Below are 25,921 nucleotides of genomic sequence, written 5' to 3'. Positions count from 1 at the left end.
TGTTGTCACTGGAACTCCAGGAAGACCGTCTCGCCCTCGCCCTGAAGGCGGATGTCGAAACGGTAGGTCCCCCGGCCCTCGTCGGCGGCGATCAGTGTGCCGCGTCGCTCGCCCACCCGGGTGAGCAGCGGGTCGGCGGCGAGCGCCGCGTCGTCGCCCGGCAGGTAGATCCGGGTGAAGAGGTGCACCAGCAGCCCGCGCGCGAACACGCACACGCTGAGGTAGGGGGCGCTGTCGCCGCGGGCGCCGGGGCGCAGCGTCCGCGCGTACCAGTGGCCGTTGGTGTCCGTCTGGATCCGGCCCCAGCCGGTGAACTCCACGCCGTTGCGGCCGAGGTAGTCACCGGTCGCCGGGTCGCGGCGGATCGAACCGTCGGTCGTGGACACGTTCCCGTCCGGGTCGGCGCCCCACACCTCCACGAGCGCGTCGGGCAGCGGGGCGCCCGCGCCGTCGAAGACGTACCCGTGGACCGTGATCGTGTCCGGGTGCCCGACGGGCGCGATGTCCTCGCCGCCACGGAACGGCAGCGCGTAGCCGTAGAACGGGCCGACCGTGTGCGACGGGGTGGGCAGCACGTTCTCCGGGCTGCTCGTGTCGATCTTCGTCATGGCAGGTCAGCGTCCTTCTTCGAGCCAGGTGGCGTGCGGTCCGTCCAGCACGATGTCCCAGTGGTAGCCCATCGAGAACTCCGGCACGGACAGGCTGTGGTCGTAGGTCGCGACCAGGCGCTGGCGGGCCGCGTCGTCCGTCACCGACTGGATGATCGGGTCGTACGGGAACAGCGGGTCGCTGGGGAAGTACATCTGCGTCACGAGCCGCTGCGTGAACGCCGTACCGAACATCGAGAAGTGGATGTGGGCCGGGCGCCACGCGTTGAGGTGGTTGCGCCAGGGGTAGGGGCCCGGCTGGATGGTGGTGAAGCGGTAGCCGCCGTCGGCGTCGGTGATCGTACGGCCGACCCCCGTGAAGTTCGGGTCCAGCGGGGCGTCGTGCTGCTCACGCTGGTGCGCGTAGCGGCCCGCCGAGTTGGCCTGCCAGATCTCGATCAGCTGGCCCCGCACCGGCCGCCCGTCCCGGTCCAGGAGCCGCCCGGAGACGGTGATCCGCTCCCCGATGGGCTCACCGTTGTGCTGCCGGGTCAGGTCATTGTCTATCCCGGTGATGTCCCGCTCCCCGAACGCGGGGGAGTGCAGCTCCACCAGCTCCGGGTCCTTGGCCGTGTCGATGGCGACCAGGGGTTGTTTCGGATGCCGGAGGACAGAGGACCGGTAGGGGGCGTAGTCCCGCCGGGGGTGGTGCTCTACGGGGGCGCCTTCCGCGACGCCCTTCTCGTAGGCGGCGTGCTCGGCGGCGATTTCGAGGTCGATGTCGGCCTGGGTGAGTGTCATAAGGGAGTCCTAGGTGGTGAGCGCCCCTTCAGGGGCGCTGGGGGTAGAACTGCGCGACCAGCCACAACGCAACCCGCAGGTGCGCACGGCAGGTCTACCGCTCAAGAACAAGCGCGAGCCCTTCACGCCCGGCACCGACGTGGGCAGGCCGGCGAGCAGGGCGGCCATCCGGCCGACGTCGCGGGCCGGCGCCGTTGGCGTTGCCGATGTAGACGTCCTCGATCCGGGCCGGATCCAGGTCCGGGGTGCGGGCGAGCAGTTCACGGACGGCGTGGGCGGCCAGGTCGTCCGGGCGCACGCCCGCCAGGCCGCCGTTGTAGCGGCCGATCGGCGTGCGGACGGCGTCGACGATGTACACCGTGTTCACAGCGGACCCTCCAGGACGGCGAGCTTCGCGTCGGTCTCGGTCACCCGCGCGATCCGCCCCGCGGCGAGCAGCACGGCCAGCCCGTTGTCCATCGCCCCGCAGTTGTTCGAGACCACCGACAGGCCGCGCACCCCCCGCTCGTACACCGTCCCGATCAACACGTTCGGCACGCCGCTCAGACCGAACCCGCCCACCGCCGAAGAGGCACCCTCGGGCACATCGGCCACCGCCTCCGCGGCCGTGGCGACCACCTTGTCCATCCGTGAAGCCTCATCTCTCAGCGAATTAATCAGGGCACTGAGTATTTCAGCGAGATGTCTGCCACGCTGCCACCGACGCCGCCACCCGTCAAGGCCTCGGATGATGGCAGACGGGTGTACAGACAGGAAGGATGCCTGCGGGTATCGTTCAGTGCACCAACGAATTCGGACCATGGGAGCGCATATGGCCGCGGTGGACCTCACCACCCACCCCGGGCACCTGGCCCGGCGGCTTCAGCAGGCCCACTACCTGCTGTGGAACACGATGGTCTCGGAGGAGATCACCTCGCCGCAGTTCGCCGTACTGAACGCCCTCGTCGCCGAGCCGGGCCTGGACCAGCGCACCGTGGGGGAGCGGGTGGGCCTGGACCGGTCGACCATCGCCGAGGTCATCAGCCGGCTGGGCCGGCGCGGGCTCCTCGACAAGGTGCGCGACCCGCAGGACGGCCGCCGCTTCCTGCTGCGCCTGACCGACGACGGCCTGCGTACCCACCGCAAGCTCACCGTGCGCACCGCCCGGATGAACCAGGTCTTCCTGGCCCCGCTCTCGGCGGAGGAGCAGACCCAGTTCTTCGATCTGATCCGCCGGGTCTCGGACGCTGCGGAGGACCTGCGCAATCCCACGGAGTCGCTCGCCTCCCGGGCTTGAGCGCCACGGTTCGCCAGCGCCCCGGCCGAAGGCTGGGGGAGGAACTGCGCGACCGGCCCCCACCGGCCCGCGGCGGAGGAACGGCCTGACCGGCGAAGCGCTCAGGCCTTCACGAGCAGCACCCACACCGGTCCGTCGGCGAAGTTCACCGGAGCGCCGTCGGCCCCCGTGAACGTCGTGCCGTCCGTGGCCGCAGGCCGGGACCAGGTGGCCTTGAACGATCGTCCGTCCCGCAGCACGTCGGCCTTTCCCGACCCGACCGTCTCCGTGTACGGCGTGTAGTTGCCGAGCACATCGTGAAACCGGGACGTGGTCACCTTGACGTACTGCACCACGACCGTCGGGGCCGCCAGCCGGGTCCCCGCCGTCGTCCGGGCCGGTGTGCCGTCCATCGACACCAGCCAGCGGTTCCGGTCGGCGGACCAGGTGAAGGTGAAGCGGGCCGCCGGGTACCGCACGGTGCGTGCGGCGGTGACCGTGCCGCCGGCCGGGGCCGGGCCGTAGCGGAAGCCGGTGGTGAGCGCCCCCCTGCCGGGTGCCCCGTCCGGCATGACCCTGGCCGGGCGCAGGTACAGGTTGTGCGGGGCCGGTCTGCTGCTGCTCCGGTAGTAGGCGCCGGACGCCTCCGCGGGCGATTCCGGCCGCAGGGGCGCCCGGCCGATCAGGGGGAGCAGTTTCTTCTGGGCGCCGGAGAAGGCGAGCGTCGGCCGGTCGAACTGGCGCAGCAGCTCCAGGTCGGACTCGCGCGCGCTGCGGACCGGGCCGATGGCCTCGGGGAGCTTGGTGGCGTACACCGCCATCAGCCGGCTGAGCCCGCCCTCCACCTGCTCGGCGTACACCACGTCCGCCGAGTCCAGCCCGGTCTGCGGGCGGGCCGCGGCCACGTTGTCGATCTTCACGGCCAGGACGGGTCCGGTGGCCTGCTGCTCGCTCGGTGCCGGGGTGCCGTGCGGTGCCCGGCCGTCGTCCGTCGTGCCGTGCCGGGTGCAGCCCGCCGTGAGGGAGGCCGTCGTCGCTACCGCCGCCAGCGCTGCCGTCAGTACGGTCCGGCGTGTCGGCCCCTCGTGCCGCATGTCCACCGCTGCCCCCCCGTTCGTCCCACCCCTTGCACGCTCTTGCTTGATTGTGTGCTCAACGGGTCATCGGGGGCCATACCTGGTCGAAACCGATCGGGGACGGTCAGGACCCCAGGATCTCCGTGAGGTCGTAGCGCACCGGCTCCTCCAGCTGGGCGTAGGTGCAGCTCTCCGGCGTGCGGTCGGGGCGCCAGCGGCGGAACCGGGCCGTGTGCCGGAAGCGGGCTCCGTTCTCCATGTGGTCGTACGCCACCTCGGCCACCCGCTCCGGTCGCACCGGCACCCAGGACAGGTCCTTCTTGCCCGACCAGCGGCTCGGCGCGCCGGGCAGCCGGGCCGACTCGTGCGCGGCCTCCTCCGCCCAGGCCGCCCACGGGTGCCCGGACACGTCGGCCATGCGCAGCGGCTCCAGCTCCTCGACCAGCTCGGCCCGCCGCTTCATCGGGAACGCGGCCGACACGCCCACGTGCTGGAGGGCGCCCCGTTCGTCGTACAGGCCCAGCAGCAGCGAGCCCACCACCGGGCCGCTCTTGTGGAAGCGGTAGCCCGCCACCACGACGTCGGCCGTCCGCTCGTGCTTGACCTTGAACATGGCACGCTCGTCCTGGCGGTAGCGCAGGGTGAGCGGTTTGGCGATGACCCCGTCGAGGCCGGCCCCCTCGTACTGCTCGAACCACTGCCGGGCCACCTCGACATCGGTCGTGGCCGGCGCCAGGTGCACCGGCGGGGTCACGTCGGCCAGGGCTCTGGTGAGCAGGGCGCGGCGGTCGGTGAGCGGGACGTCGAGGAGGGACTCGTCGTTCAGCGCCAGCAGGTCGAAGGCGACGAACGAGGCGGGCGTCCGCTCCGCCAGCGTGCGCACCCTGGAGTCCGCCGGATGGATCCGCTCGGTCAGCGCGTCGAAGTCCAGCCGGCCCTCCCGCGCGATCACGATCTCCCCGTCCAGCACGCACCGCTCGGGCACCCGCTCCTTCAGGGCCGCCACCAGCTCGGGGAAGTACCTGGTCAACGGCTTCCCGGTCCGGCTGCCCAACTCCACCTCGGCGCCGTCCCGGAACACGATCGTGCGGAAGCCGTCCCACTTCGCCTCGTACTGCATGTCCGGCGGGATCGTCGCCACCGACTTGGCGAGCATGGGCTTCACGGGCGGCATCACCGGCAGATCCATGCCACGACTGTACGAGCGCTCCCCGGTGTCCGCTCGTCACGCGGCACGCTTCGGTACGGACCTGGGAACCGCGTCGAGCCGATATGCGCGGTGGGGGTGGTACGCCTACGGTGGCCGCATGGGCGATGCGGTGCAACTGGAGGTGGCCGGCCGGACCGTACGGCTGTCCAGCCCGGACAAGGTGTTCTTTCCGGAGCGCGGTTTCACCAAGCTGGACGTCGCCCGCTACTACGCGGCCGTCGCCCCCGGCATCCTGCGCGCCCTGCGCGACCGCCCCACCACCCTCCAGCGCTACCCGGACGGCGTCGAGGGCGAGTGGTTCTACCAGAAGCGCGCCCCCAAGGGCATGCCCGACTGGATCCCCACCGCCCACATCACCTTCCCCAGCGGCCGTACCGCCGACGAGATGTGCCCCACGGAGGAGGCGGCCGTGGTGTGGGCCGCGCAGTACGGCACGCTCACCTTCCACCCCTGGCCGGTGCGCCGCGGGGACGTCGACCGCCCCGACGAGCTCCGTATCGACCTCGACCCGCAGCCCGGCACCGACTTCGCCGACGCGGTCCGCGCCGCCCACGAACTGCGCGCGGTCCTGGACGAGTTCGGCGGACTGCGGGGCTGGCCCAAGACCTCCGGCGGCCGCGGGCTGCACGTCTTCGTGCCCATCGAACCCCGCTGGACCTTCACGCAGGTCCGCCGCGCGGCGATCGCAGTGGGCCGTGAGCTGGAACGCCGGATGCCGGACCGGGTGACCATCAAGTGGTGGAAGGAGGAGCGCGGCGAGCGCATCTTCGTCGACTACAACCAGACCGCCCGTGACCGCACCATCGCCTCCGCCTACTCCCTGCGGCCCCGCCCGAACGCCCCCGTCTCGGCGCCGCTGCGCTGGGAGGAGGTGGACGACGTGCAGCCTGCGGACTTCGACCTGGCCACGATGCCGGCCCGGTTCGCCGAAGTCGGCGACGTGCACGCGGACATGGACGACCACGCCTACTCCCTCGACGCCCTCCTGGAACTCGCCCGCCGCGACGAGGACGAGCACGGCCTCGGCGACCTGCCCTATCCGCCGGAGTACCCGAAGATGCCGGGCGAGCCCAAGCGCGTCCAGCCGAGCCGGGCCCGGCCCGAACAGTCCTCCTGACCAAGGGACTTGGGAGCGCTTCGCCGGCGGTCGGCGGGCGGGGGCCGGTCCCGGGAGCGCTCACAGCGCCTCCGGGCGCCCGGGACTATGCTGATCGCCAGCCGCCGAGGAGGAGGGCCCAGGTGTCCGAGGCAGTGTCGCGCCCCACGCTGGAGGCCGTGGCCGCGCGGGCCGGGGTGTCCCGGGCCACCGTGTCACGGGTCGTCAACGGCGGGGACGGCGTGCGCGAGCCCCTCGTCGAGCGGGTGCGGCGGGCGGTGGAGGAACTCGGCTACGTCCCCAACCAGGCGGCCCGCAGCCTCGTCACCAAACGGCACGACGCCGTCGCCGTGGTCATCGCCGAGCCGGAGACCCGGATCTTCACCGACCCCTTCTTCGCCCTCCAGCTGCGCGGCATCAGCAAGGAACTGACCGCCCACGACAACCAGCTCGTGCTGCTGCTCACCGAGGGACGGGACGACCACGCGCGGGTGGCCCGCTATCTCGCCGGCGGCCATGTCGACGGCGCGCTGGTCTTCTCGCTCCACCTCGACGACCCGCTGCCCGGGCTGATCGAGGGCGCCGGCGTCCCCACCGTCTTCGGCGGCCGGCCCGGCTGGAGCGACGGCACGAACAGCGCCGTGTACGTCGACTGCGACAACCGGGGCGGTGCCGAGGACGCGGTGCGCCACCTCGTCGGCCTCGGCCGGACCCGGATCGCGCACATCACCGGGCCGCTGGACCAGACGTCGGCGGCCGACCGGCTGCAGGGATACCGGGACGTGATGGGGGAGACCGATCCCCGCCTGGTCGTCGCCAGCGACTTCACCCCCTCCGGCGGAGAGCGCGCCATGGGCGAACTCCTCGACCGCTGCCCGGACCTGGACGCCGTGTTCGCCGCCAACGACCTCACCGCCCTCGGTGCCCTGCGGGTCCTGCGCGAGCGCGGCCGCCGGGTGCCCGAGGACGTCGCCGTGATCGGCTTCGACGACGTGCTGCCGGTCGCCGAACAGACCGCGCCGCCGCTGACGACGGTCCGTCAGGACATCGAGGAGATGGGCCGGTTGATGGCCCGGCTCCTGCTGTCCACGCTGACCCGCGACGAGTCGGCGACCGGCGCGCCGTCCAGCGTCGTCCTGCCCACGACGCTGATACGACGCGCGACCGCCTAGCCGGGCCCGGCCTTCGCCTCAGGTCTGCCCTCAGGTCTGCTGCGGTTCGCCCTTGATCACCGCGAAGCGGGCGCCGTACGGGTCGGCCAGCTTGGCCATCCGGCCCACGCCCTCCAGCGTGGTCGCCGGCATCCGCACCCGGCCGCCTGTCTGCTGGGCCTTCTCGACCACCGCGTCCGGGTCCTCGACCTCGAAGTACGGCAGCCAGTACGCGCCGGCCTGCGCCTCGGCCGGGTCCTCGGCCAGCGGCACCATCCCGCCGAACATCGACGCGTCGTCGCCGCCCGCCGGGTTGACACAGGTGTAGGTGCCGCCGGGGAAGGGCACGCCGGAGGTCTCCAGACCGAGCGTCTTGTGGTAGAAGGCCGCGGCGGCCGCGATGTCCGGGGTGTACAGCTCCACCCAGCACAGCGAACCCGGATCGCCCGCCACCTCGACGCCCTTGGTCAGCGCCGGCTGCCAGATGCCGAAGGGCACCCCCGCCTGGTCGGCGAGGATCGCCAGGTGGCCCTGGCCCATCACGTCCATCGGCTGGGCGAGGACACTGCCGTGCGCCTGCTCGGCCGCCTTCGCGGTGGCCTGCGCGTCCTCGCTCTGGAAGTACACCGTCCAGGACGGCGGGCCCTGCTCCGGGGTGGTCTGCATACCGCCGGCGACGGTCCTGCCGTCCAACTGGAAGAAGCCGTAACCGCCGGCGTCGGGACCCGCCGACTGGAACTGCCAGCCGAAGAGACCGTTGTAGAAGGAGACGGCGCCGCCGATCTCGGGCGTGCCGAGGTCGATCCAATTGGGAGCGCCGTTGACGAAACGGGTGGTGAGCATCATCGCCCTCCTCGGAAGGGTCCTGTTCTCTGCTGCGCCGAGTCTTCCACCGCCCACTGACAATCGCCGCCCGACCACGCCCACCGCAGCCCGGTTACCCTGGGTCACCCGACACAGTCGCCGAGTTTCGGATCCGTTCCGCGCGCCGCCGTGCGCGGGCGTGGCGCGCCGGAGCATGATCGAGGCTGAAGTGCTCTGCCGCCGGGACGTTGAGCGGGCGTTGATCGAACGTTTTTCGCCGCCCGGCACGATCCTGGCCATGCACTTCGACACCATCACCCCGCCCCGCACGCCCGTCCCGGCCTGGCAGGCGCAGGCGTTGTGCGCGCAGACCGGGGCGGACTTCTTCTTTCCCGAGCCCGGCAGCTCGGTGCGCGAGGCCAAGCGCATCTGCGGTATGTGCGAGATGCGTTCGGCCTGTCTGGAGTACGCGCTGGACAACGACGAACGCTTCGGCGTCTGGGGCGGCCTGTCCGAGAAGGAACGCCTGGAACTGCGCCGCGGGTCCCGCTGACCCGAGCCCGCCGGAAAATGCGGTACGGCCGTACGCCCTCACCCGTCGCCCGAGAACTCCTGGTCGGCCCGGCTCGGCGCGCTCGACCCGGCCGAGATCCTGGAGACCCAGCTCGTCAACGCCCTGGCCCCGGCCCTGCTGTGCGACCGGCTGCTGCCGCTGCTGCTGGCCTCGCCCCGACACGCGCGCGTACCCGGTCGGCGTCCGCGGGGTCGATCAGGTCCGGCAGGAAGCCGACCGCCGGGCCGGAGATGGTGGTGTCAGCAGGCCTGCGCGCATGATGGCGCAGGCCACCGACAGGGCGCACCGGAAAATCCGGGCGTCCGTCCGCGGGGGCGTCACGCGCCGGCGCGCGCCGCCATCCGGGCCTTGCGCGCGGCCAGCTTCTCGTCGAACTTCGTGGCCTCCGCGTTCAGTCCGCCCATGAACAGGCCGAGTTCCTCCTGCGCCTTGAGGCCCTCCGGGCCGAGGCCGTCGATCTCCAGGACCTTCAGGTGGCGCAGCACCGGCTGGAGCACGTCGTCGTGGTGGATGCGCAGGTTGTAAACCTCGCCGATCGCCATCTGGGCGGCGGCCCGCTCGAAGCCGGGGATGCCGTGGCCGGGCATGCGGAAGTCGACGACGACGTCCCGTACCGCCTGCATGGTGAGGTCGGGGGCCAGCTCGAAGGCCGCCTTGAGCAGGTTCCGGTAGAAGACCATGTGCAGGTTCTCGTCGGTCGCGATGCGGGCCAGCATGCGGTCGCAGACCGGGTCGCCGGACTGGTGGCCGGTGTTGCGGTGCGAGATGCGGGTCGCGAGCTCCTGGAAGGCGACGTAGGCGATCGAGTGCAGCATCGAGTGCCGGTTGTCCGACTCGAAGCCCTCGCTCATGTGCGACATCCGGAACTGCTCCAGCTTGTCCGGGTCCACCGCGCGCGAGGCGAGCAGGTAGTCGCGCATCACGATGCCGTGCCGGCCCTCCTCGGCGGTCCAGCGGTGCACCCAGGTGCCCCAGGCGCCGTCCCGGCCGAACAGCGAGGCGATCTCGTGGTGGTAGCTGGGCAGGTTGTCCTCGGTGAGCAGGTTCACCACCAGCGCGGTCCGGCCGATCTCGGTGACCTTGGACTGCTCCTTGCCCCAGGCCTGGCCGTCCTCGAAGAAGCCGGGGAAGTTACGGGCGTCCGTCCACGGCACGTACTCGTGCGGCATCCAGTCCTTGGCGACCTTCAGATGGCGGTTCAGCTCCTTCTCGACCACTTCCTCCAGGGCGTACAGCAGCCGCGCGTCGGTCCAGGCGGACGAGCTGCCGAGATGGGGAGAAGTGATCGTCACGAGAACTCCAGGGGGACGCCGAACAAGAGCGGATGAACGGGAGGAGACCGGCGAGCGGGGCCGGGAACCTACGTGATCGTAGGCTACGAAACCGTAGGTTACGAAGCCGTAGGTTAAGTGTGCTGTAAAGACCGCTGATCAGGCCCGGTGCACAAGGCGATTCGGGACACGCCAAGCAGCGCCGGGACGCGCAGGTCCCGGGGCTGAAGAGGTGAAACGATCACTCGTCAGGCGTACAGCTCCCGCAGCCGCACCGAGAGGCACGTCACACAGCCCTCGAGTTTCTCGAACTCGGAGATGTCCACCGTGACCACCTCGTGGCCGAGATCGGTCAACAGCTCCGCGGTCTTCGGGGCGCTCGCCGACATCAGCAGCTTGCCGCCGCCGAGCAGCACCACATGGGCACCCGCGTCCTCCGGCACAGCGAGGAAACCCGGGAACAGCGACGGCCGGTCCACGTTCGGGATGTGCCCCAGAATCGTTCCGTCGGGCAGTGCGGTCACCGCCGACTTGAGATGCAGCACCTTGCTGACGGGGACGGCGACCACCCGCGCGCCCAGCGGCTCGAACGCGGCCCGCAGCTGCTGCACCCCGGCCGCGTTGGTCCGCCCGCCACGGCCGACGTAGACGGTGTCGCCGACCTTGAGGACGTCACCGCCGTCCAGGGTGCCCGGCTCCCAGATCCAGTTCACCGAGCAGCCGAGGCGGGCCACCGCCTCCTCCACGCCGGCCGTCTCCGCGCGCCGGGAGTCGGCGCCGGGCCGGGTGATCAGCGCGACGTTCTTGTACATGACGACCGTGTCCTCGACGAACACCGAGTCGGGGCAGTCGTCCTCCGGGTCCACCTCGATGGTCTCCCAGCCGTGCGCGCGCAGTGTCTCGGCGTACGCCTCCCACTGCTCCTGGGCGAGCTCGACGTCGACCTTCTCCCGCTCGATGTGCGTCACCAGGCCTTCGGCGAGGCGCGGGCTGGGGCGGCGGATGAGGGCCTTCTTGCTGGGCACGACGGGTCTCCGGGGTCGGTGATCGGGTCCGGCGCCCATTGCGGGGGCGCCGGACCGCCATCATGCAGGGCGGATCGGTGTCGACAAAACCCCTGCCGTCAGGCTGTGCCCTCACCGAGACGCGCCACCTCGTCCGGAGTTGTGCCGATCAGCTCCCCGTCGGCCATCAGCAGCCACCGCGTGATCCCGATCGACTCCAGGAACGGCAGGTCGTGGCTGGCCACGATCAGGGCGCCCGCGTACGACTCCAGGGCCGTGGTGAGCTGCCGGACGCTCGCCATGTCGAGGTTGTTCGTCGGCTCGTCCAGCATCAGCAGCTGCGGCGCGGGCTCGGCCAGCAGCAGCGCGGCCAGCGCCGCCCGGAAGCGCTCGCCGCCGGAGAGCGTCCCCGCCTTCTGGTCGGCCCGGGCGCCCCGGAACAGGAAGCGGGCCAGCCGCGCCCGGATCCGGTTGTTGCCGGCGTCCGGTGCGAACCGGGCCACGTTCTCGGCGACGGTCAGCTCGTCGGCGAGGACGTCCAAGCGCTGCGGCAGGAAACGGATCGGCACGTGCGCGTGCGCCTCGCCCGCGACCGGCGCCAGTTCCCCGGCGATCGTCCGCAGCAGCGTCGTCTTGCCCGCGCCGTTGCGCCCGATCAGCGCGATCCGCTCGGGCCCGCGCAGATCGAGGATCCCCCTCACCCGCGAGCCGTGCGCGAGCTCCAGGTTCTCCAGCGTCAGCACGTTCCGGCCCGGCGGCACGGCCGTGTACGGCAGTTCGACGCGGATCTCGTCGTCGTCCCGTACCGCCTCCACCGCCTCGTCCAGCCGCTCCTTCGCCTCGCTGAGCCGCTCCTCGTGCATGATGCGGTGCTTGCCCGCGGACTCCTGGGCCGCACGTCTGCGCGCCCCCATGACGATCTTCGGCTCGCGCTTCTGCTCGAACATCTTCTGCCCGTACCGCTTGCGGCGGGCCAGTTTGACCTGGGCGTCGGACAGTTCGCGCTTCTGCTTGCGGACGTCGGCCTCGGCGACCCGCACCATGCGCTCGGCCGCCTCCTGCTCGACGGCAAGGGCCTCCTCGTACGCCGAGAAGTTGCCGCCGTACCAGGTGACCTCCCCGGTGCGCAGGTCGGCGATCTGGTCGACCATGTCGAGGAGTTCGCGGTCGTGGCTGACCACGATCAGCACGCCGGGCCAGGACGCGACGGCCGCGTACAGCCGCTTGCGGGCGTACAGGTCGAGGTTGTTGGTGGGTTCGTCGAGGAGCAGCACGTCCGGCCGCCGAAGGAGCAGCGCGGCGAGCCGCAGCAGCACCGACTCGCCGCCGGACACCTCGCCGACGGTGCGGTCCAGGCCGATGTGGCCGAGCCCGAGTTCGCCGAGGGTGACCAGGGCGCGCTCCTCGACGTCCCAGTCGTCGCCGAGCGTCTCGAAGTGCCGCTCGGACGCGTCACCCGCCTCGATGGCGTGCAGCGCGGCCCGCCGGGCGGCGATCCCGAGCGCCTCCTCGACGCGCAGCGCGGTGTCGAGCGTGACGTTCTGCGGGAGGTGGCCGACCTCCCCGGCCACCTTCACGGAGCCGTCGGCCGGGGTGAGATCTCCGGCGATGAGCTTCAGCAGTGTCGATTTCCCCGATCCGTTGACACCGACCAGGCCGGTGCGGCCGGGGCCGAAGGAGATGTCCAGGCCCTCGAAGACGGGGGAGCCGTCGGGCCAGGCGAAGGACAGGGACGTGACGGTGACGGATGCAGACATGGGCGCCTCGCGGTTGCTTGCGGTGTCGGGGGACAGACGCGTGTCGAGACACCGCGAGGCAGAAGCCGAGGGGGCCAGGGAGAGATCCTGCGCCGGGAGGACGGCTCACACGCCGAGGTCGAACGCCACAGACACACCTCACGGGTGTGACGCGGTGTCTCAGGACCTCAGACGAGCAACGTCCTTCTCCAATCGACGGCAACAGAAGCGTCGTCCACGTTAGAAGCGGCCTCATGGGGTGTCAAAGCAATTAATCACGAGCCTGCGTCCCACGCTGACGACGGATTCCTGCCAGCCCTCGTCCCGTCCCGGCTGGTTGGTCGTCCGCATGACGAAACCGAACACCCTTCGAGAGCGCGCCCTCGCCTGCCACGCCCTGCACGTCCCGGGGCGGCCGCTCGTCCTGCCGAACGCCCGGATCGACAGGTTCCTGCGCGCCGCCGGGGGGTGGACGCCACTCTGGAACGGGCCGCTCACCGTGCTGGTGGGCCCGGGGGCACCGCCCGTCGCCGAACTGGCCGCCCTCGCGGTGGCCAGGGTGAGCGCCGGCTCCGGCCTGGCCGAGGCCGCGCACGCCGCCGTCCGTCGCGCCGCACGGGAGCTGCTGGACGCGGGAACGTACAGGGCACGCGCGAGCGGACTCGACCACGGCGAGCTCAACACGCTGCCGGCGCGGGAGCGCTGGGGTCAGCAGGCGTCCCGCATCAGCTCGGCCAGGTCGTGGTCCAGGTCCAGCTGGAGGTGTTCGAGACCGGTGGGAACCAGGTCGCCGGTCGCCTCCAGGAACCGGCGTATCTCGCCCGTGCGCACATGGATGACGGCGGTGCCCTCGGGGGCGTGGAACTCCAGCACGGTCCGGTCGTAGCCGTACGGCCGCACCCGGACGTCGCCGTCACCCTCCGGCGCGTGCAGCCCGGCCTCCAGCAGCTCGCGGGAGAACGTCCAGCAGACGTCGACCCCCTCCAGGGTGGCCGGGGCCGGGAAGGTCATGCGTACGGCGAAGGGGTCCTCGCGGTCGTAGCGCAGGGTGGCGGGAATGCTCGGCATGCGCGGTGACGCGGCGACCAAGCGGGCCTCTACGGGCTGCTCGATGACGGTGGACAACGCCTTGCTCCCTCGTGACGGCTGTACGAATTTCCGGGCGTGTGAGACCTGGCACTGGAAGAGACGACGGAAGTGGCCGATCCGTGCACGCGAAGTGCGAGTGACCTCTGTCACCGGCCTTATTCACACCTGCGGCTTACCGGTCGCGAGGGGCTGCCGGGCCCTCTGGACGGCGCCGTGACGGTCGGCTAGCTTCGCGCGCCATGAGGCGCTTGGGGAACACGCGACGCACAGGACGAGCCCGACGTACCGGCCGGGTGATCGCGGTGGGGGTGGCGTGCACGGCAGCGCTGGCCGCGCTGACCACCGGTTCCGCGCAGGCCGGGGCACGGGCACCGCACTGGGCGCTCAAGGACACCGGCACCCCGGACGTGCGGTTCCGGGGCTTGGCCGCCGTCGACCGGGACACCGCCTGGCTGGCCGGTACCGGCGGCACCGTGCTGCGCACCACGGACGGCGGGGCGAGCTGGCGGAACGTCTCCCCGCCGGGTGCGGGCGACCTCCAGTTCCGGGACGTCGAGGCGTTCGACGCGCGCCGCGCGGTGGTGCTGGCCATCGGCGAGGGCGAGGCGTCCCGGGTCTACCGGACCGACGACGGCGGCCGCACCTGGACGGAGTCCTTCCGCAACACCGACCCCGCCGCCTTCTACGACTGCATGGCCTTCTTCGACCGCCGCCACGGACTCGCCATGAGCGACCCGGTCGACGGGAAGTTCCGCATCTTGTCGACGAGCGACGGCGGCCGTTCGTGGCGCGTGCTGCCGGCCGACGGCATGCCGGCCGCCCTGGACGGCGAGGCGGGCTTCGCCGCGAGCGGCCAGTGTCTGGTCACCTCCGGGCCTGAGGACGCCTGGCTGGCCACCGGCGGCGGCGCCCACGCGCGCGTGCTGCACTCCGCCGACCGCGGCCTGACCTGGACCGCCGCCGACACCACGATCCCGGCCGGCGACCCGGCCAAGGGCGTCTTCGCCCTCGCCTTCCGCGACCGCGGCCACGGCCTCGCGGTCGGCGGCGACTACCGCGCCGACCAGGCCTCACCGCAGGCGGCCGCGGTCACCCCCGACGGCGGCCGCAGCTGGCGGCCCGCCGCCACCCCGCCGCCCGCCTACCGCTCCGGCGTCGCCTGGCTTCCGCACAGCCGCGCCACGGCCCTCGCCGTCGGCCCCACCGGCACCGACCTGACCACCGACGGCGGCCGCAACTGGCGGACCGTCGACACCGGCTCGTACGACACCGTGGCCTGCACACCGGACCTGAGCTGCTGGGCGGCCGGCGAGCAGGGGCGGGCGGCACGCCTGGAGAACTGACCCCGGGGTACCCGTTGACGGCACACCCACGAAGGGAGCGGTGGTCATGCCACGTGGATCCAGCCCGAAGCGGGAACGCCAGTACGAGCACATCAAGGAGAGCGCGCTCGACCGGGGCGAGAGCCAGGAGCGCGCCGAGGAGATCGCCGCCCGGACCGTCAACAAGGAACGGGCCCGGTCCGGCGAGTCCAAGACCGCCAGCCGCACGTCCACCCAGGACATGTCGTCCGGCCGGCGCGGCGGGAAGCGGTCCCACAGCGGCTCCGGCGGCCCGACCTACGACCAGCTCTACGAGGAGGCCAAGCAGCGCGGCATCGAGGGCCGTTCGGACATGAACAAGGCGCAGCTGCAACGCGCTCTGAACGCCAAGAAGGGCTGACCGGCCGGCAGGAGGGCCGTAGGCCGGGTTCCGTCATGCCCGTCCACCGCACGCGCGCGTGGCACGCCGTACGCTCGTGCCCACCATGACGACGACCGCACGCGTACCCGCGGGCTGGCCCGCGACCGAGGAACAGGCCCTGGCCGTACAGGACGAACTGCGCGGGCGGGTGGTCCTCGACGAAACGGGCCCGGCGCCCGGCACCGGGCAGGTCACCGGCGTCGACGTGGCCTACGACGACGAGCGCGACCTGGTCGCCGCGGCGGCCGTCGTGCTGGACGCGGCCACCCTGGAGGTCGTCGCCGAGGCCACCGCCGTCGGCAGGGTGTCCTTCCCGTACGTGCCGGGACTGCTCGCCTTCCGCGAGATCCCGACCGTACGGGCCGCCCTCGACGCCCTGCCCTGCCCGCCCGGCCTGGTCGTCTGCGACGGTTACGGCCTCGCCCACCCGCGCCGCTTCGGCCTCGCCAGCCACCTGGGCGTCCTCACCGGCCTGCCCACCATCGGCGTCGCCAAGAACCCCTTCACCTTCGCGTACGACGACCCGGACGCCCCGCGCGGCAGCCACGCGCCGCTCCTCGCCGGTGCCGAGGAGGTCGGCCGCGCCCTGCGCACCCGGGACGCCGTCAAGCCGGTGTTCGTCTCCGTCGGTCACCGGGTGAGCCTCGACAACGCCTGCGCCCACACGCTCGCGCTCACCCCGGAGTACCGCCTGCCGGAGACCACCCGCCGCGCGGACGCGCTGTGCCGCAGCGCGCTGCGTGAAGCTCAGGCCTGAGTAGCAATTCTGAGTACCAGTACGGATGCCGCTGTTACCGTCCGGCGGCAGGCTGGCCCGCATGACGACACACCGTGCCCCCAAGCCCGTGACCCAGCCCGCCCAGTCCGCCGAGCGCGCCGTGAACGCGGCGCTGGTCCTCGCCGTGGTGGCGGGGTTCGCCTGGATAGCCGGGATGCTCTACACCGTGCTGGAGTGGCAGGCCTGACGGCATTCCCGAGCCGGGTCCCGTCGGGTCCCGTCAGGTCCTGCCGGCTCCTACCGGGTGGCCGCCACCCGGAAGCCGATCCCGGCCGCGCGCAGCCGCTCGGTCAGCGCGTCGCCCATCGCGTGCGCGGTGGTGACCTGGCCGGCCGTCGGCGGCAGCTCGTCGAAGGCGAGGGAGAGGGCGGCCTCGGCGAACATCTTCGCCGTCTCGCCGTAGCCGGGATCCCCGCCCGAGACCTCCGTGAACACGCGCCGTCCGCCGCCCTCGCCGACGAACCGGACCGTGAACCAGCTGCGGGCCCGCTTCTCGGCGTCCGGCCCCTCACCGGGCCTGAGCCGGTCCGACAGCCAGCGGCGGGCGGGCGGCAACTGGGCGGCCGCGGCGACTGCGCCGACGGCCGCGATCCCGCCGAGGGCCACCGGCAGGTGCCTGACGGCCGCGTAGTGCCGGTAGCGGAAGTCGGGGCCGTAGCGGTCCAGGGCCTTCGCCGAACGGCGCACGATCTGGGCGTCGATGGTGGGCAGCGGCAGCGCCCAGGCGCCGACCTCGGGAGCGAACCGCGGGGCACCCGCCGGCGCGGTCGTCCGGCGGTTCATCAGGCGGGGCTCGTGGCGGGCGCGGTCCCGCGCGGCGGCGAGCATCTGCCGGGGGCGCGCGAACTGGTCCAGCGCGGAGGCGAAGGTGCCGCCGGAGAAGGTCGCGTCCGCGGTCACGAACCCGTCCACGGTCAGCGGCACGCCCTCCGGCAGCTGCCGGACCGTGAAGTACGCGCCCAGGTCGTGCGGGACCGAGTCGAAACCGCACGCGTGCACCAGGCGGGCGCCCGTCTCACGCGCGCGTGCGTCGTGCCGGACGTACATCAGGTCCACGAACTCCGGCTCGCCGCACAGGTCCAGATAGTCCGCGCCGGTGTCCGCGCAGGCCGCGACCAGGCCCTCGCCGTAACGGCCGTAGGGGCCCACCGTCGTGGCCACCACGCGCGCGTGCTCGGCGAGGGCGCGGATCGTGGTGGGCTCCGTGACGTCGGCGCGCAGCACCCCGACCGCCGCGCCGCCCGGCAGCCGCTCGCGCAGGGCCTCCAGCTTGCGCTCGTCCCGGGCCGCGAGCGCCCAGCGCAGGCCCTCGCGCGCGTGCGCGGCGAGGTACGCGGCGGTGAGCTCGCCGACGAAGCCGGTGGCTCCGAAGAGCACGAGGTCGTAGGGACGGTCCGTCGTCTTTAGCCTGCTCATGACACCTCTCGGTCGTGCAACCCGTGCCGTTGTCGGTGGCTGAGGCTAGCGTGAGGAGTGCGGACGCACCCCCACCGGGTATCTTGACTAAGCGCTTGCTCGTCCACTCTTGTGCCCAGTGGAACGTGTTCTTAGCATCGTCGGTGTTACATCAGTTGTGTCACATGACTGGGGGCGGCATGACCACGGCAGGGACGCCAGGACACGGCCCGCTCTCCGGCGTGCGCGTGCTCGAGCTGGCCGGCATCGGGCCGGGCCCGTTCGCCGCCATGCTCCTCGCGGACCTGGGCGCCGACGTGGTCCGCGTCGACCGGCCCGGCGGCCCGGGGCTCGCGATCGACCCGGCGCACGACGTCACCAACCGCAACAAGCGCTCGGTGCTGGTCGACCTGAAGTCCCCGGACGGCCCCGCCCGCGTCCTCGATCTGGCCGAGCGCGCCGACATCCTCATCGAGGGCTACCGCCCCGGCGTCGCCGAGCGGCTCGGCGTCGGCCCGGCGGACTGCCACGCCCGCAACCCCCGCCTGGTCTACGGCCGGATGACCGGCTGGGGCCAGGAGGGACCCCTCGCGCACCGCGCGGGCCACGACATCGCCTACATCGCCCTCACCGGCACCCTCGGCATGATCGGCCGCCCCGACGAACCCCCGGCCGTCCCCGCCAACCTGCTCGGCGACTACGCGGGCGGCTCCCTCTACCTCGTCGTCGGCGTCCTGGCCGCACTGCACCACGCGCGGGCGGGCGGCACCGGCCAGGTCGTGGACGCCGCCATCGTGGACGGCACCGCGCACCTCGCCGCGATGATCCACGGCATGGTGGCCGCGGGCGGCTGGCAGGACCGGCGCGCTGCCAACCTGCTGGACGGCGGCTGCCCGTACTACGGCACCTACGAGACCGCCGACGGCGGCCACATGGCGGTCGGCGCCCTGGAGCCCCAGTTCTACGCCGAGTTCCTCCGGCTGCTCGGCGGCCTGGACGACCTGGCCGACGCCCGCAAGGACTGGACCCGGTGGGGCGAGCTGCGCGAGCGCGTCGCCGCCCGCTTCAAGGCCCGTACCCGCGACGAGTGGACGGCCCTCTTCGAGGGCTCCGACGCCTGCGTGGCCCCCGTCCTCTCCCTCCGCGAGGCCCCGCACCACCCCCATCTGGCCGCCCGCGGCACCTTCACCGACCACGGCGGCATCACCCAGCCGGCCCCCGCCCCGCGCTTCTCCGCGACCCCCACGACCGTGCGCACCCCACCCGCCCGGCCCGGCGCCGACACCGCCGCGGTGGCCGGCGACTGGGACGTACCGGGACTCCTCGACGACCACGACGACCACCACGACAAGGACGCCAGCTGATGGAGCTCTCGACCTTCCTCGACTACGCGGGCGACCCGCGCACGGCGGCGGACCGGGCGGCCGCGCTGGAGTCGGCGGGCCTCGACGCGGTCTGGGTCGCGGAGGCCTACGGCTTCGACTCGCCCACGATCATGGGCTACCTGGCCGCCCGCACCGAACGGATGAAGATCGGCTCCGCGATCCTCAACGTCTACTCCCGCACCCCCGCCCTGATCGCCCAGACGGCCGCAGGCCTCGACGCGGTCTCCGGCGGCCGCGCGATCATCGGGCTCGGCGCCTCCGGCCCGCAGGTGGTCGAGGGCTGGCACGGGAAGGCCTACGACAAGCCCCTCGGCCGTACCCGCGAGACGATCGAGCTGACCCGGCGGATCCTGCGCCGCGAGACCATCGACCACCACGGCATCACCGACATGCCCCGCCCCGGCGGCCTCGGCAAGCCCCTGAAGATCCTCACCAGGCCGGTCCGCCCCGACGTCCCGCTCTACGTGGCCTCGCTGGGCCCCGCCAACGTCCGGATGACCGCCGAGATCGCCGACGGCTGGCTGCCCACCCTGTTCATCCCCGAGAAGGCCCACCAGGTCTGGGGCACCCCGCTGGCGGAGGGCGCCGCCCGCCGCGACCCGGCCCTCGGCCCGCTGCAGATCGTCGCCGGCGGCCTGCTCGCCATCGGTGAGGACGCGGCCGCCGCCCGCGACCTGGTCCGCCCCCGCATCGCCCTGTACGTCGGCGGGATGGGCGCCCCCGGCAAGAACTTCTACAACGACCTCGCCGTCGCCTACGGCTACGAGAAGGAGGCCCGGCTCATCCAGGAGCTGTACCTCGACGGCCGGCAGCGGGACGCCGCGGCGGCCGTACCCGACGAGTTCTGCGAGCTCATATCCCTGTGCGGCCCGGAGGGGTACGTCCGGGACCGCATCGCCGCCTTCCGCGAGGCGGGCGTGACCATGCTGGACATCACCCCGGTCGGCCCCGACCCGGCCCGTCTGATCGAGACCGTCAAGAACTGGCTCTGAGCCCCCGCTGACCCCACCGCGCAAAAACCCTCGTTGAAAGGCTTGTCAGTGAGCACCGAAGCGTACGTGTACGACGCGATCCGCACCCCGCGCGGCCGCGGCAAGGCGAACGGCGCCCTGCACGGCACGAAGCCCATCGACCTCGTCGTCGGACTCATCCACGAGATCCGCGACCGCTTCCCGGACCTGGACCCGGCCGCCATCGACGACGTCGTGCTCGGTGTCGTCGGCCCGGTCGGCGACCAGGGCTCCGACATCGCGCGGATCGCCGCGATCGCCGCCGGACTGCCGGACACGGTGGCCGGCGTGCAGGAGAACCGCTTCTGTGCGTCCGGTCTCGAGGCCGTCAACATGGCGGCCGCCAAGGTCCGTTCGGGCTTCGAGGACCTGGTCCTCGCGGGCGGTGTCGAGTCGATGTCCCGGGTGCCGATGGCCTCGGACGGCGGCGCCTGGTTCAACGACCCGATGACCAACCTGGCCGTCAACTTCGTGCCGCAGGGCATCGGCGCCGACCTGATCGCCACCATCGAGGGCTTCTCCCGCCGGGACGTCGACGAGTACGCGGCGCTCTCCCAGGAGCGGGCGGCGACGGCCGTGAAGGAGGGCCGCTTCGACCGTTCCGTGATCCCCGTGAAGGACCGCGCCGGTCTTGTCGTCCTCGACCACGACGAGCACCTGCGCCCCGGCACCACCGCCGACTCCCTCGCCAAGCTCAAGCCCTCCTTCGCCGACATCGGCGAGCTGGGCGGTTTCGACGCCGTCGCCCTGCAGAAGTACCACTGGGTCGAGAAGATCGACCACGTCCACCACGCGGGCAACTCCTCCGGCATCGTCGACGGCGCCTCCCTGGTCGCCATCGGCACCAAGGAGATCGGCGAGCGCTACGGCCTCACCCCCCGCGCGCGGATCGTCTCGGCCGCCGTCTCCGGCTCCGAGCCGACCATCATGCTCACCGGCCCCGCCCCCGCCACCCGCAAGGCCCTCGCCAAGGCCGGCCTCACCATCGACGACATCGACCTGGTCGAGATCAACGAGGCGTTCGCGGCCGTCGTGCTGCGCTTCGTGAAGGACATGGGCCTGTCCCTGGACAAGGTCAACGTCAACGGCGGCGCGATCGCGCTCGGCCACCCCCTCGGCGCCACCGGCGCGATGATCCTCGGCTCGCTCGTCGACGAACTGGAGCGCCAGGACAAGCGCTACGGCCTCGCCACCCTGTGCGTGGGCGGCGGCATGGGCATCGCCACCATCGTCGAGCGCGTCTGAACCCCAGCGGAACAAGAGACTTCACGGAGACCCTCACATGACCGAGAGCACCACCATCCGCTGGGAACAGGACGACACCGGCGTCGTCACCCTCGTCCTGGACGACCCCAACCAGTCCGCCAACACCATGAACGCCGCCTTCGCCGAGTCCCTCGCCGCGGTCACCGACCGCCTGGAGGCCGAGCAGGACTCCGTCCGGGGCGTCATCTTCACCTCCGCCAAGAAGACCTTCTTCGCCGGCGGCGACCTGCGCGACCTCATCCGGGTCACCCCCGAGACCGCCCAGGACCTCTTCGACGGCGGCCTCGCCGTCAAGCGCAACCTGCGCCGCATCGAGACCCTCGGCAAGCCGGTCGTGGCCGCCATCAACGGCGCGGCCCTCGGCGGCGGTTTCGAACTCACCCTCGCCTGCCACCACCGCGTCGCCCTCGACACCCCCGGCACCAAGATCGGCTGCCCCGAGGTCACCCTCGGCCTGCTCCCGGGCGGCGGCGGAGTCGTCCGCACCGTCCGCCTCCTCGGCATCGCCGACGCCCTGCTCAAGGTCCTGCTCCAGGGCGCCCAGTACAACGCCACGCGCGCGCTGCAGAACGGGCTCATCCACGAAGTGGCCCAGTCGCCGGAGGAGCTGCTGGCCAAGGCGCGCGCGTTCATCGACGCCAACCCCGAGTCCCAGCAGCCCTGGGACAAGCCGGGCTACCGCATCCCCGGCGGCACGCCCGCCAACCCCAAGTTCGCCGCCAACCTGCCCGCCTTCCCGGCGACCCTGCGCAAGCAGACCAACAACGCCCCCTACCCGGCACCGCGCCGCATTCTCGCCGCCGCCGTCGAGGGCAGCCAGGTCGACTTCGAGACCGCCCAGGTCATCGAGGCCCGCTACTTCGTGGAGCTGGCCGCCGGGCAGACCTCGAAGAACATGATCCAGGCGTTCTTCTTCGACCTCCAGGCCGTCAACTCCGGCGCCAACCGCCCCAAGGGCGTCGAGCCGCGCAAGGTCACCAAGGTCGCCGTCCTCGGCGCGGGCATGATGGGCGCCGGCATCGCCTACTCGTGCGCCCGCGCGGGCATCGACGTCGTCCTCAAGGACGTCTCCGCCGAGGCCGCCCACAAGGGCAAGGGCTACTCCGAGAAGCTCTGCGCCAAGGCCGTCGCCAAGGGCCGCACCAGCCAGGAGAAGGCGGACGCGCTGCTCGCGCGGATCACGCCCACCGCCGACCCGCAGGACCTGGCCGGCTGCGACGCGGTCATCGAGGCCGTCTTCGAGGACACCGCCCTCAAGCACAAGGTCTTCCAGGAGATCGAGTCCGTCGTCGCCCCCGACGCCCTGCTCTGCTCCAACACCTCCACGCTCCCCATCACGGCCCTCGCCGAGGGCGTCGAGCGCCAGACCGACTTCATCGGCCTGCACTTCTTCTCGCCCGTCGACAAGATGCCGCTCGTCGAGATCATCAAGGGCGAGCGGACCGGCGACGAGGCCCTGGCCCGCGCCTTCGACCTGGTCCGGCAGATCAACAAGACGCCGATCGTCGTCAACGACTCGCGCGGCTTCTTCACCTCCCGCGTCATCGGCCACTTCATCAACGAGGGCGTCGCCATGGTCGGCGAGGGCATCGAGCCCGCGTCGGTCGAGCAGGCGGCGGCCCAGGCCGGCTACCCGGCCAAGGTGCTCTCCCTGATGGACGAGCTGACCCTCACCCTGCCGCAGAAGATCCGCCGCGAGTCCCGGCTGGCCGTCGAGGAGGCCGGCGGCACCTGGACCGCGCACCCCGCCGAGGCGGTCATCGACCGCATGGTCGACGAGTTCGGCCGCCCCGGCCGCAGCGGGGGAGCGGGCTTCTACGACTACGCCGAGGACGGCAGCCGCGCCGCCCTGTGGCCCGGCCTGCGCGAGCACTTCACCAAGCCCGGCCACCAGATCCCGTTCCGGGACATGCAGGAGCGCATGCTCTTCTCCGAGGCGCTGGACACCGTCCGCCTCGTGGAGGAGGGCGTCCTGACCTCGGTCGCCGACGCCAACATCGGCTCGCTCTTCGGTATCGGCTTCCCCGGCTGGACGGGCGGCGTCCTGCAGTACATCAACGGATACGAGGGCGGCCTGGCCGGCTTCGTGGCACGCGCGCGTGAACTCGCCGAGACCTACGGCGAGCGGTTCACCCCGCCCGCGCTGCTGGTCGACAAGGCGGAGAAGGGGGAGACCTTCACGGACGGCCGCTGAGCCGACGCCGAGCCGGGTGCGCGGAGCGGATCCTCCTCAGGAGCCGTCGAGCCACTGGTGCACCTCCGCACTGAGCGACCGCTGGAAGGCGGTCAGCAGTGCCTGGACCACCAGCGGCTGCATGTGCGCGGACAGGGACTTCACGTCCGCCTCGGTCCGCTCCGCCACCTCGGCCCGGAACAGCAGGGACAGCTCGTGCGCGGCCGCCCGTGCGTGCTCGGTCAGGACCGTGCGCGCGGCCAGGATCGCCTTCTCCGACAGCGGTACGTCGAGGAGCTGCACGGCGAGCCGGAGCAGACCGGGATCGATGCGGTAGCCGTCCCCGTCGGGCCGTACGACGTCCATGGCGACGAGCCGTTCGACGTCCTCCTCGTCCAGCGGCCGCCCGGCCCGCCGCCGCAGCTCCGCCGCCGTCACGGTCTCCTCGGTGTCCGGAGCCCAGGAGGCCACCACGGCCCGGTGGATGGCCAGGTCGTGGTGGCTGAGACCGGGCGGCAGCTGCCGCACGTAGCGCTCGATCGCCGCCAGCGTCATGCCCTGGTGCTGCAACTCCTCGATCAGCGCCAGCCTGGCCAGGTGCTGCCGCCCGTAGTGGCCCACCCGGCGCGGACCGATCACCGGCGGCGGCAGCAGTCCCTTGGTGCCGTAGAAGCGGACCGTGCGGACCGTGGTGCCGGCCCGCGCGGCCAGCTCGTCGATGGTGAGCGCCGGCTCCCCGGAGTCGCCGTCGGTGTCGGTCGTCATGTGCATCAGTATCGCTGTCACACCGGCACTGTGACATCGGGCGGTGACGCAGACGCGTTCAGCCGATGTTCATCTTCTCGTCAAGATCTTGACCTTGTGAGAAGTTCCGCTCTGTGATCCACATCATCGCATTCGCCCTGGTGTCCGGGGGAAGGTGGCGCCTTGGTCTGTGCCCACCACCAAGCGCGCCGACCGACTACGTCCGGACACCCGAGCGCGACCCGCTCGGGCGCACCAGAGAGTGGAACCACCTGTGAGCAAGGACGCCGTGGACACGGCACAGGCTGCCGCCACCCGGACCGACGCGGCCCAGGCGCCCGCGGACGCGGGCGACGCCGGTTACAGCAAGGACCTCAAGGCCCGCCACGTCAACATGATCGCCATCGGCGGCGCGATCGGCACCGGCCTCTTCCTGGGCGCAGGCGGCCGCCTCCACAACGCGGGCCCGGCCCTCGCCCTCGCCTACCTGGTCTGCGGAATCTTCGCCTTCTTCGTGGTCCGCGCCCTCGGCGAGCTGGTCCTCTACCGCCCCTCTTCCGGTTCCTTCGTGTCGTACGCGCGCGAGTTCCTCGGCGAGAAGGGCGCCTACGTCGCCGGCTGGATGTACTTCCTGAACTGGTCGACCACCGGCATCGCCGACATCACCGCGATCGCGCTCTACACCCACTACTGGAGCATGTTCACGAGCATCCCCCAGTGGACGCTCGCGCTGATCGCCCTCGCCGTGGTCCTGGCGGTCAACCTGATCTCGGTCAAGATCTTCGGCGAGATGGAGTTCTGGTTCGCGATCATCAAGGTCGCCACCCTCGTCGGCTTCATGCTGATCGGCATCTTCCTGCTCGCCACCCAGCACAAGGTCGACGGACAGACCCCGGGCGTGAGCGTCATCAGCGACCACGGCGGCGTCCTCCCGCACGGCCTGATGCCGGTCGTCCTGGTCATGCAGGGCGTGATCTTCGCGTACGCGGCTCTGGAACTGGTCGGCGTCGCGGCGGGCGAGACCGCCGAGCCCGGGAAGGTCGTCCCGCGCGCGGTGAACTCGATCATGTGGCGCGTCGGCCTCTTCTACGTCGGCTCCGTCGTCCTGCTCGCCCTGCTCCTCCCCGGCTCGGTGTACTCGGCCGACGAGAGCCCCTTCGTCACCGTCCTCTCCAAGATCGGCGTCTCGGGCGCCGGTGACGTGATGAACCTGGTGGTCCTCACGGCGGCGATGTCCTCCCTCAACTCCGGCCTCTACTCCACGGGCCGCATCCTGCGCTCCATGGCGGTGGCCGGCTCGGCCCCGAAGTTCACCGCCCGCATGAACCGCAGCCAGGTGCCCTACGGCGGCATCCTGCTGACCTGCGCGGTCTGCGTGCTCGGCGTCGGCCTGAACTACCTGGTGCCCAGCCAGGCCTTCGAGATCGTCCTGAACGTCGCCTCGCTCGGGATCATCAGCACCTGGGTGATCATCATGCTCTGCCACCTGGTCTTCGTCCGCCGCGCGAAGGCCGGCCTGGTCGAGCGCCCCGCGTTCCGCCTGCGCTTCAGCCCGGCGACCGAGATCACCACGATCGCCTTCCTGCTGGTCTGCCTCGGCATGATGGGGAACGACCCCGAGGTCGGCCGCAAGACCCTCCTGCTGATCCCGGTGATCGCCGCCCTGCTGGTGGCCGGCTGGTTCGGCGTCCGCCGCCGCGTCTCCCAGACGGCCGACAAGGAGCTCTCACAGCTCACGAAGTAGCAGGCCGGCGCCGTTGTCAGGGGCATAGC

The 25,921-nt window shown here is 71.9% G+C and carries 24 protein-coding genes and 4 pseudogenes; 15 read left to right on the top strand and 13 right to left on the bottom strand.

What is annotated here, in order from left to right; genetic code table 11:
• Positions 1–5: 5 nt before the first annotated feature.
• The 4 genes and pseudogenes from pcaG to ACFY0P_RS32790 all read right to left on the bottom strand — a co-directional run.
• A complete protein-coding gene (pcaG, locus tag ACFY0P_RS32805; protein WP_388921251.1) occupies positions 6–608 on the bottom strand; it encodes a protocatechuate 3,4-dioxygenase subunit alpha in 603 nt (200 codons plus the stop codon).
• Positions 609–614: 6 nt separating this feature from the next.
• Complete coding sequence (gene pcaH, locus ACFY0P_RS32800; RefSeq protein ID WP_388921248.1) at positions 615–1,388, bottom strand: protocatechuate 3,4-dioxygenase subunit beta; 774 nt, start codon at positions 1,386–1,388, stop codon at positions 615–617.
• Between the two features lie 84 nt (positions 1,389–1,472).
• Positions 1,473–1,755 (bottom strand): annotated as a pseudogene (locus ACFY0P_RS32795) (3-oxoadipyl-CoA thiolase); the annotation flags it as partial.
• A gap of 38 nt (positions 1,756–1,793) precedes the next feature.
• Positions 1,794–2,015 (bottom strand): annotated as a pseudogene (locus ACFY0P_RS32790) (CoA-transferase); the annotation flags it as partial.
• Positions 2,016–2,199: 184 nt separating this feature from the next.
• Here ACFY0P_RS32790 and ACFY0P_RS32785 point away from each other — a divergent pair.
• The gene (locus tag ACFY0P_RS32785; RefSeq protein WP_388921245.1) at positions 2,200–2,664 is read left to right on the top strand and encodes a MarR family winged helix-turn-helix transcriptional regulator; all 465 of its coding nucleotides are present in this window, start codon (positions 2,200–2,202) and stop codon (positions 2,662–2,664) included.
• A gap of 101 nt (positions 2,665–2,765) precedes the next feature.
• Here the strand turns inward: ACFY0P_RS32785 and ACFY0P_RS32780 are convergent, their stop codons facing one another.
• Together ACFY0P_RS32780 and ACFY0P_RS32775 are read right to left on the bottom strand one after the other, a co-directional pair.
• Positions 2,766–3,737 carry a DUF3048 domain-containing protein gene (locus tag ACFY0P_RS32780; protein ID WP_388921646.1) on the bottom strand — a complete coding sequence of 324 codons (972 nt, stop codon included), beginning with the start codon at positions 3,735–3,737 and terminating at the stop codon, positions 2,766–2,768.
• Between the two features lie 106 nt (positions 3,738–3,843).
• Positions 3,844–4,908, bottom strand: coding sequence for an ATP-dependent DNA ligase (locus tag ACFY0P_RS32775; RefSeq protein ID WP_388921242.1), 1,065 nt, complete (start codon positions 4,906–4,908; stop codon positions 3,844–3,846).
• 118 nt (positions 4,909–5,026) lie between these two features.
• Here ACFY0P_RS32775 and ligD point away from each other — a divergent pair, with 118 nt between their 5' ends.
• Positions 5,027–6,046, top strand: a complete 1,020-nt coding sequence (gene ligD / locus ACFY0P_RS32770) for a non-homologous end-joining DNA ligase (protein ID WP_388921240.1) — start codon at positions 5,027–5,029, stop codon at positions 6,044–6,046.
• Positions 6,047–6,168: 122 nt separating this feature from the next.
• Positions 6,169–7,197: a LacI family DNA-binding transcriptional regulator gene (locus ACFY0P_RS32765; protein ID WP_388921238.1), complete on the top strand. Its 1,029-nt coding sequence runs from the start codon at positions 6,169–6,171 to the stop codon at positions 7,195–7,197.
• Positions 7,198–7,227: 30 nt separating this feature from the next.
• On the opposite strand, the gene ACFY0P_RS32760 is transcribed toward ACFY0P_RS32765, so the two are convergent.
• Positions 7,228–8,019 (bottom strand): VOC family protein, encoded by a 792-nt coding sequence (locus ACFY0P_RS32760; RefSeq protein WP_388921643.1) that lies wholly within the window; start codon positions 8,017–8,019, stop codon positions 7,228–7,230.
• A gap of 259 nt (positions 8,020–8,278) precedes the next feature.
• Here ACFY0P_RS32760 and ACFY0P_RS32755 point away from each other — a divergent pair, with 259 nt between their 5' ends.
• Positions 8,279–8,533 (top strand): WhiB family transcriptional regulator, encoded by a 255-nt coding sequence (locus ACFY0P_RS32755; protein WP_388921640.1) that lies wholly within the window; start codon positions 8,279–8,281, stop codon positions 8,531–8,533.
• A gap of 36 nt (positions 8,534–8,569) precedes the next feature.
• Positions 8,570–8,722: pseudogene (locus ACFY0P_RS32750) on the top strand (short-chain dehydrogenase); the annotation flags it as partial.
• A gap of 149 nt (positions 8,723–8,871) precedes the next feature.
• On the opposite strand, the gene ACFY0P_RS32745 reads toward ACFY0P_RS32750, so the two are convergent.
• The 3 genes from ACFY0P_RS32745 to ACFY0P_RS32735 all read right to left on the bottom strand — a co-directional run bounded on the left by ACFY0P_RS32745 (position 8,872) and on the right by ACFY0P_RS32735 (position 12,586).
• Positions 8,872–9,846: an acyl-ACP desaturase gene (locus ACFY0P_RS32745; RefSeq protein ID WP_388921236.1), complete on the bottom strand. Its 975-nt coding sequence runs from the start codon at positions 9,844–9,846 to the stop codon at positions 8,872–8,874.
• A gap of 227 nt (positions 9,847–10,073) precedes the next feature.
• Positions 10,074–10,850, bottom strand: a complete 777-nt coding sequence (ddaH, locus tag ACFY0P_RS32740; protein WP_388921234.1) for a dimethylargininase — start codon at positions 10,848–10,850, stop codon at positions 10,074–10,076.
• 98 nt (positions 10,851–10,948) lie between these two features.
• On the bottom strand, positions 10,949–12,586 hold the full coding sequence (locus tag ACFY0P_RS32735) for an ABC-F family ATP-binding cassette domain-containing protein (protein WP_388921232.1): 1,638 nt from the start codon (positions 12,584–12,586) through the stop codon (positions 10,949–10,951).
• Between the two features lie 328 nt (positions 12,587–12,914).
• On the opposite strand from ACFY0P_RS32735, the pseudogene ACFY0P_RS32730 reads away from it, so the two are divergent.
• Positions 12,915–13,181: pseudogene (locus ACFY0P_RS32730) on the top strand (hypothetical protein); the annotation flags it as partial.
• A gap of 92 nt (positions 13,182–13,273) precedes the next feature.
• Here the strand turns inward: ACFY0P_RS32730 and ACFY0P_RS32725 are convergent.
• Positions 13,274–13,690 (bottom strand): SsgA family sporulation/cell division regulator, encoded by a 417-nt coding sequence (locus ACFY0P_RS32725; RefSeq protein WP_388921230.1) that lies wholly within the window; start codon positions 13,688–13,690, stop codon positions 13,274–13,276.
• A gap of 203 nt (positions 13,691–13,893) precedes the next feature.
• Between ACFY0P_RS32725 and ACFY0P_RS32720 the strand changes: the two genes are divergently transcribed.
• The 4 genes from ACFY0P_RS32720 (at position 13,894) to mmpA (ending at position 16,362) form a co-directional block, all read left to right on the top strand.
• Positions 13,894–14,997 carry a WD40/YVTN/BNR-like repeat-containing protein gene (locus ACFY0P_RS32720; RefSeq protein ID WP_388921227.1) on the top strand — a complete coding sequence of 368 codons (1,104 nt, stop codon included), beginning with the start codon at positions 13,894–13,896 and terminating at the stop codon, positions 14,995–14,997.
• A 46-nt stretch (positions 14,998–15,043) separates the two neighbouring features.
• Positions 15,044–15,376, top strand: coding sequence for a plasmid stabilization protein (locus ACFY0P_RS32715; protein WP_388921224.1), 333 nt, complete (start codon positions 15,044–15,046; stop codon positions 15,374–15,376).
• Positions 15,377–15,461: 85 nt separating this feature from the next.
• The gene (locus tag ACFY0P_RS32710) at positions 15,462–16,154 is read left to right on the top strand and encodes an endonuclease V (RefSeq protein ID WP_388921221.1); all 693 of its coding nucleotides are present in this window, start codon (positions 15,462–15,464) and stop codon (positions 16,152–16,154) included.
• Positions 16,155–16,215: 61 nt separating this feature from the next.
• Entirely contained in the window at positions 16,216–16,362 is a 147-nt protein-coding gene (mmpA, locus tag ACFY0P_RS32705) for a morphogenic membrane protein MmpA (RefSeq protein ID WP_388921218.1), read from the top strand.
• A gap of 50 nt (positions 16,363–16,412) precedes the next feature.
• On the opposite strand, the gene ACFY0P_RS32700 is transcribed toward mmpA, so the two are convergent.
• Positions 16,413–17,591, bottom strand: a complete 1,179-nt coding sequence (locus ACFY0P_RS32700) for a saccharopine dehydrogenase family protein (protein ID WP_388921215.1) — start codon at positions 17,589–17,591, stop codon at positions 16,413–16,415.
• Between the two features lie 179 nt (positions 17,592–17,770).
• On the opposite strand from ACFY0P_RS32700, the gene ACFY0P_RS32695 reads away from it, so the two are divergent.
• The 4 genes from ACFY0P_RS32695 to ACFY0P_RS32680 are packed head-to-tail and all read left to right on the top strand — an operon-like array spanning position 17,771 to position 23,425.
• The gene (locus ACFY0P_RS32695) at positions 17,771–18,934 is read left to right on the top strand and encodes a CaiB/BaiF CoA transferase family protein (RefSeq protein WP_388921212.1); all 1,164 of its coding nucleotides are present in this window, start codon (positions 17,771–17,773) and stop codon (positions 18,932–18,934) included.
• Positions 18,934–19,947 (top strand): LLM class F420-dependent oxidoreductase, encoded by a 1,014-nt coding sequence (locus ACFY0P_RS32690; RefSeq protein WP_388921209.1) that lies wholly within the window; start codon positions 18,934–18,936, stop codon positions 19,945–19,947. The genes ACFY0P_RS32695 and ACFY0P_RS32690 overlap by 1 nt, the downstream gene beginning before the upstream one ends.
• A 48-nt stretch (positions 19,948–19,995) precedes the next feature.
• Positions 19,996–21,210: an acetyl-CoA C-acetyltransferase gene (locus tag ACFY0P_RS32685; protein WP_388921206.1), complete on the top strand. Its 1,215-nt coding sequence runs from the start codon at positions 19,996–19,998 to the stop codon at positions 21,208–21,210.
• A 37-nt stretch (positions 21,211–21,247) separates the two neighbouring features.
• Positions 21,248–23,425: a 3-hydroxyacyl-CoA dehydrogenase NAD-binding domain-containing protein gene (locus ACFY0P_RS32680; protein ID WP_388921203.1), complete on the top strand. Its 2,178-nt coding sequence runs from the start codon at positions 21,248–21,250 to the stop codon at positions 23,423–23,425.
• Positions 23,426–23,461: 36 nt separating this feature from the next.
• Here the strand turns inward: ACFY0P_RS32680 and ACFY0P_RS32675 are convergent, their stop codons facing one another.
• Positions 23,462–24,169 (bottom strand): MerR family transcriptional regulator, encoded by a 708-nt coding sequence (locus tag ACFY0P_RS32675; RefSeq protein WP_388921200.1) that lies wholly within the window; start codon positions 24,167–24,169, stop codon positions 23,462–23,464.
• Positions 24,170–24,422: 253 nt separating this feature from the next.
• Here ACFY0P_RS32675 and ACFY0P_RS32670 point away from each other — a divergent pair, with 253 nt between their 5' ends.
• Positions 24,423–25,892 (top strand): amino acid permease, encoded by a 1,470-nt coding sequence (locus ACFY0P_RS32670; RefSeq protein ID WP_388921197.1) that lies wholly within the window; start codon positions 24,423–24,425, stop codon positions 25,890–25,892.
• Positions 25,893–25,921: the final 29 nt, after the last annotated feature.

The organism is Streptomyces sp. NPDC001714 (assembly GCF_042892755.1).
Classification (GTDB): Bacteria; Actinomycetota; Actinomycetes; order Streptomycetales; family Streptomycetaceae; genus Streptomyces.
The sequence above is the reverse complement of the archived record's forward strand: the minus strand, read 5'-3'. Positions and strand labels throughout refer to the sequence as shown.

Bases quoted from the DNA above. Each gene is read 5' to 3' on its own strand.
- mmpA (WP_388921218.1), top strand. From the start codon at position 16,216: ATGACGACACACCGTGCCCCCAAGCCCGTGACCCAGCCCGCCCAGTCC.
- ACFY0P_RS32690 (WP_388921209.1), top strand. From the start codon at position 18,934: ATGGAGCTCTCGACCTTCCTCGACTACGCGGGCGACCCGCGCACGGCG.
- ACFY0P_RS32720 (WP_388921227.1), top strand. From the start codon at position 13,894: ATGAGGCGCTTGGGGAACACGCGACGCACAGGACGAGCCCGACGTACC.
- ACFY0P_RS32675 (WP_388921200.1), bottom strand. From the start codon at position 24,169: ATGACGACCGACACCGACGGCGACTCCGGGGAGCCGGCGCTCACCATC.
- ACFY0P_RS32775 (WP_388921242.1), bottom strand. From the start codon at position 4,908: ATGGATCTGCCGGTGATGCCGCCCGTGAAGCCCATGCTCGCCAAGTCG.
- ACFY0P_RS32755 (WP_388921640.1), top strand. From the start codon at position 8,279: ATGCACTTCGACACCATCACCCCGCCCCGCACGCCCGTCCCGGCCTGG.
- ACFY0P_RS32760 (WP_388921643.1), bottom strand. From the start codon at position 8,019: ATGCTCACCACCCGTTTCGTCAACGGCGCTCCCAATTGGATCGACCTC.
- ACFY0P_RS32710 (WP_388921221.1), top strand. From the start codon at position 15,462: ATGACGACGACCGCACGCGTACCCGCGGGCTGGCCCGCGACCGAGGAA.
- pcaH (WP_388921248.1), bottom strand. From the start codon at position 1,388: ATGACACTCACCCAGGCCGACATCGACCTCGAAATCGCCGCCGAGCAC.
- ACFY0P_RS32785 (WP_388921245.1), top strand. From the start codon at position 2,200: ATGGCCGCGGTGGACCTCACCACCCACCCCGGGCACCTGGCCCGGCGG.
- ACFY0P_RS32715 (WP_388921224.1), top strand. From the start codon at position 15,044: ATGCCACGTGGATCCAGCCCGAAGCGGGAACGCCAGTACGAGCACATC.
- ACFY0P_RS32735 (WP_388921232.1), bottom strand. From the start codon at position 12,586: ATGTCTGCATCCGTCACCGTCACGTCCCTGTCCTTCGCCTGGCCCGAC.
- ligD (WP_388921240.1), top strand. From the start codon at position 5,027: ATGGGCGATGCGGTGCAACTGGAGGTGGCCGGCCGGACCGTACGGCTG.
- ACFY0P_RS32700 (WP_388921215.1), bottom strand. From the start codon at position 17,591: ATGAGCAGGCTAAAGACGACGGACCGTCCCTACGACCTCGTGCTCTTC.
- ACFY0P_RS32680 (WP_388921203.1), top strand. From the start codon at position 21,248: ATGACCGAGAGCACCACCATCCGCTGGGAACAGGACGACACCGGCGTC.
- ACFY0P_RS32695 (WP_388921212.1), top strand. From the start codon at position 17,771: ATGACCACGGCAGGGACGCCAGGACACGGCCCGCTCTCCGGCGTGCGC.
- ACFY0P_RS32780 (WP_388921646.1), bottom strand. From the start codon at position 3,737: ATGCGGCACGAGGGGCCGACACGCCGGACCGTACTGACGGCAGCGCTG.
- pcaG (WP_388921251.1), bottom strand. From the start codon at position 608: ATGACGAAGATCGACACGAGCAGCCCGGAGAACGTGCTGCCCACCCCG.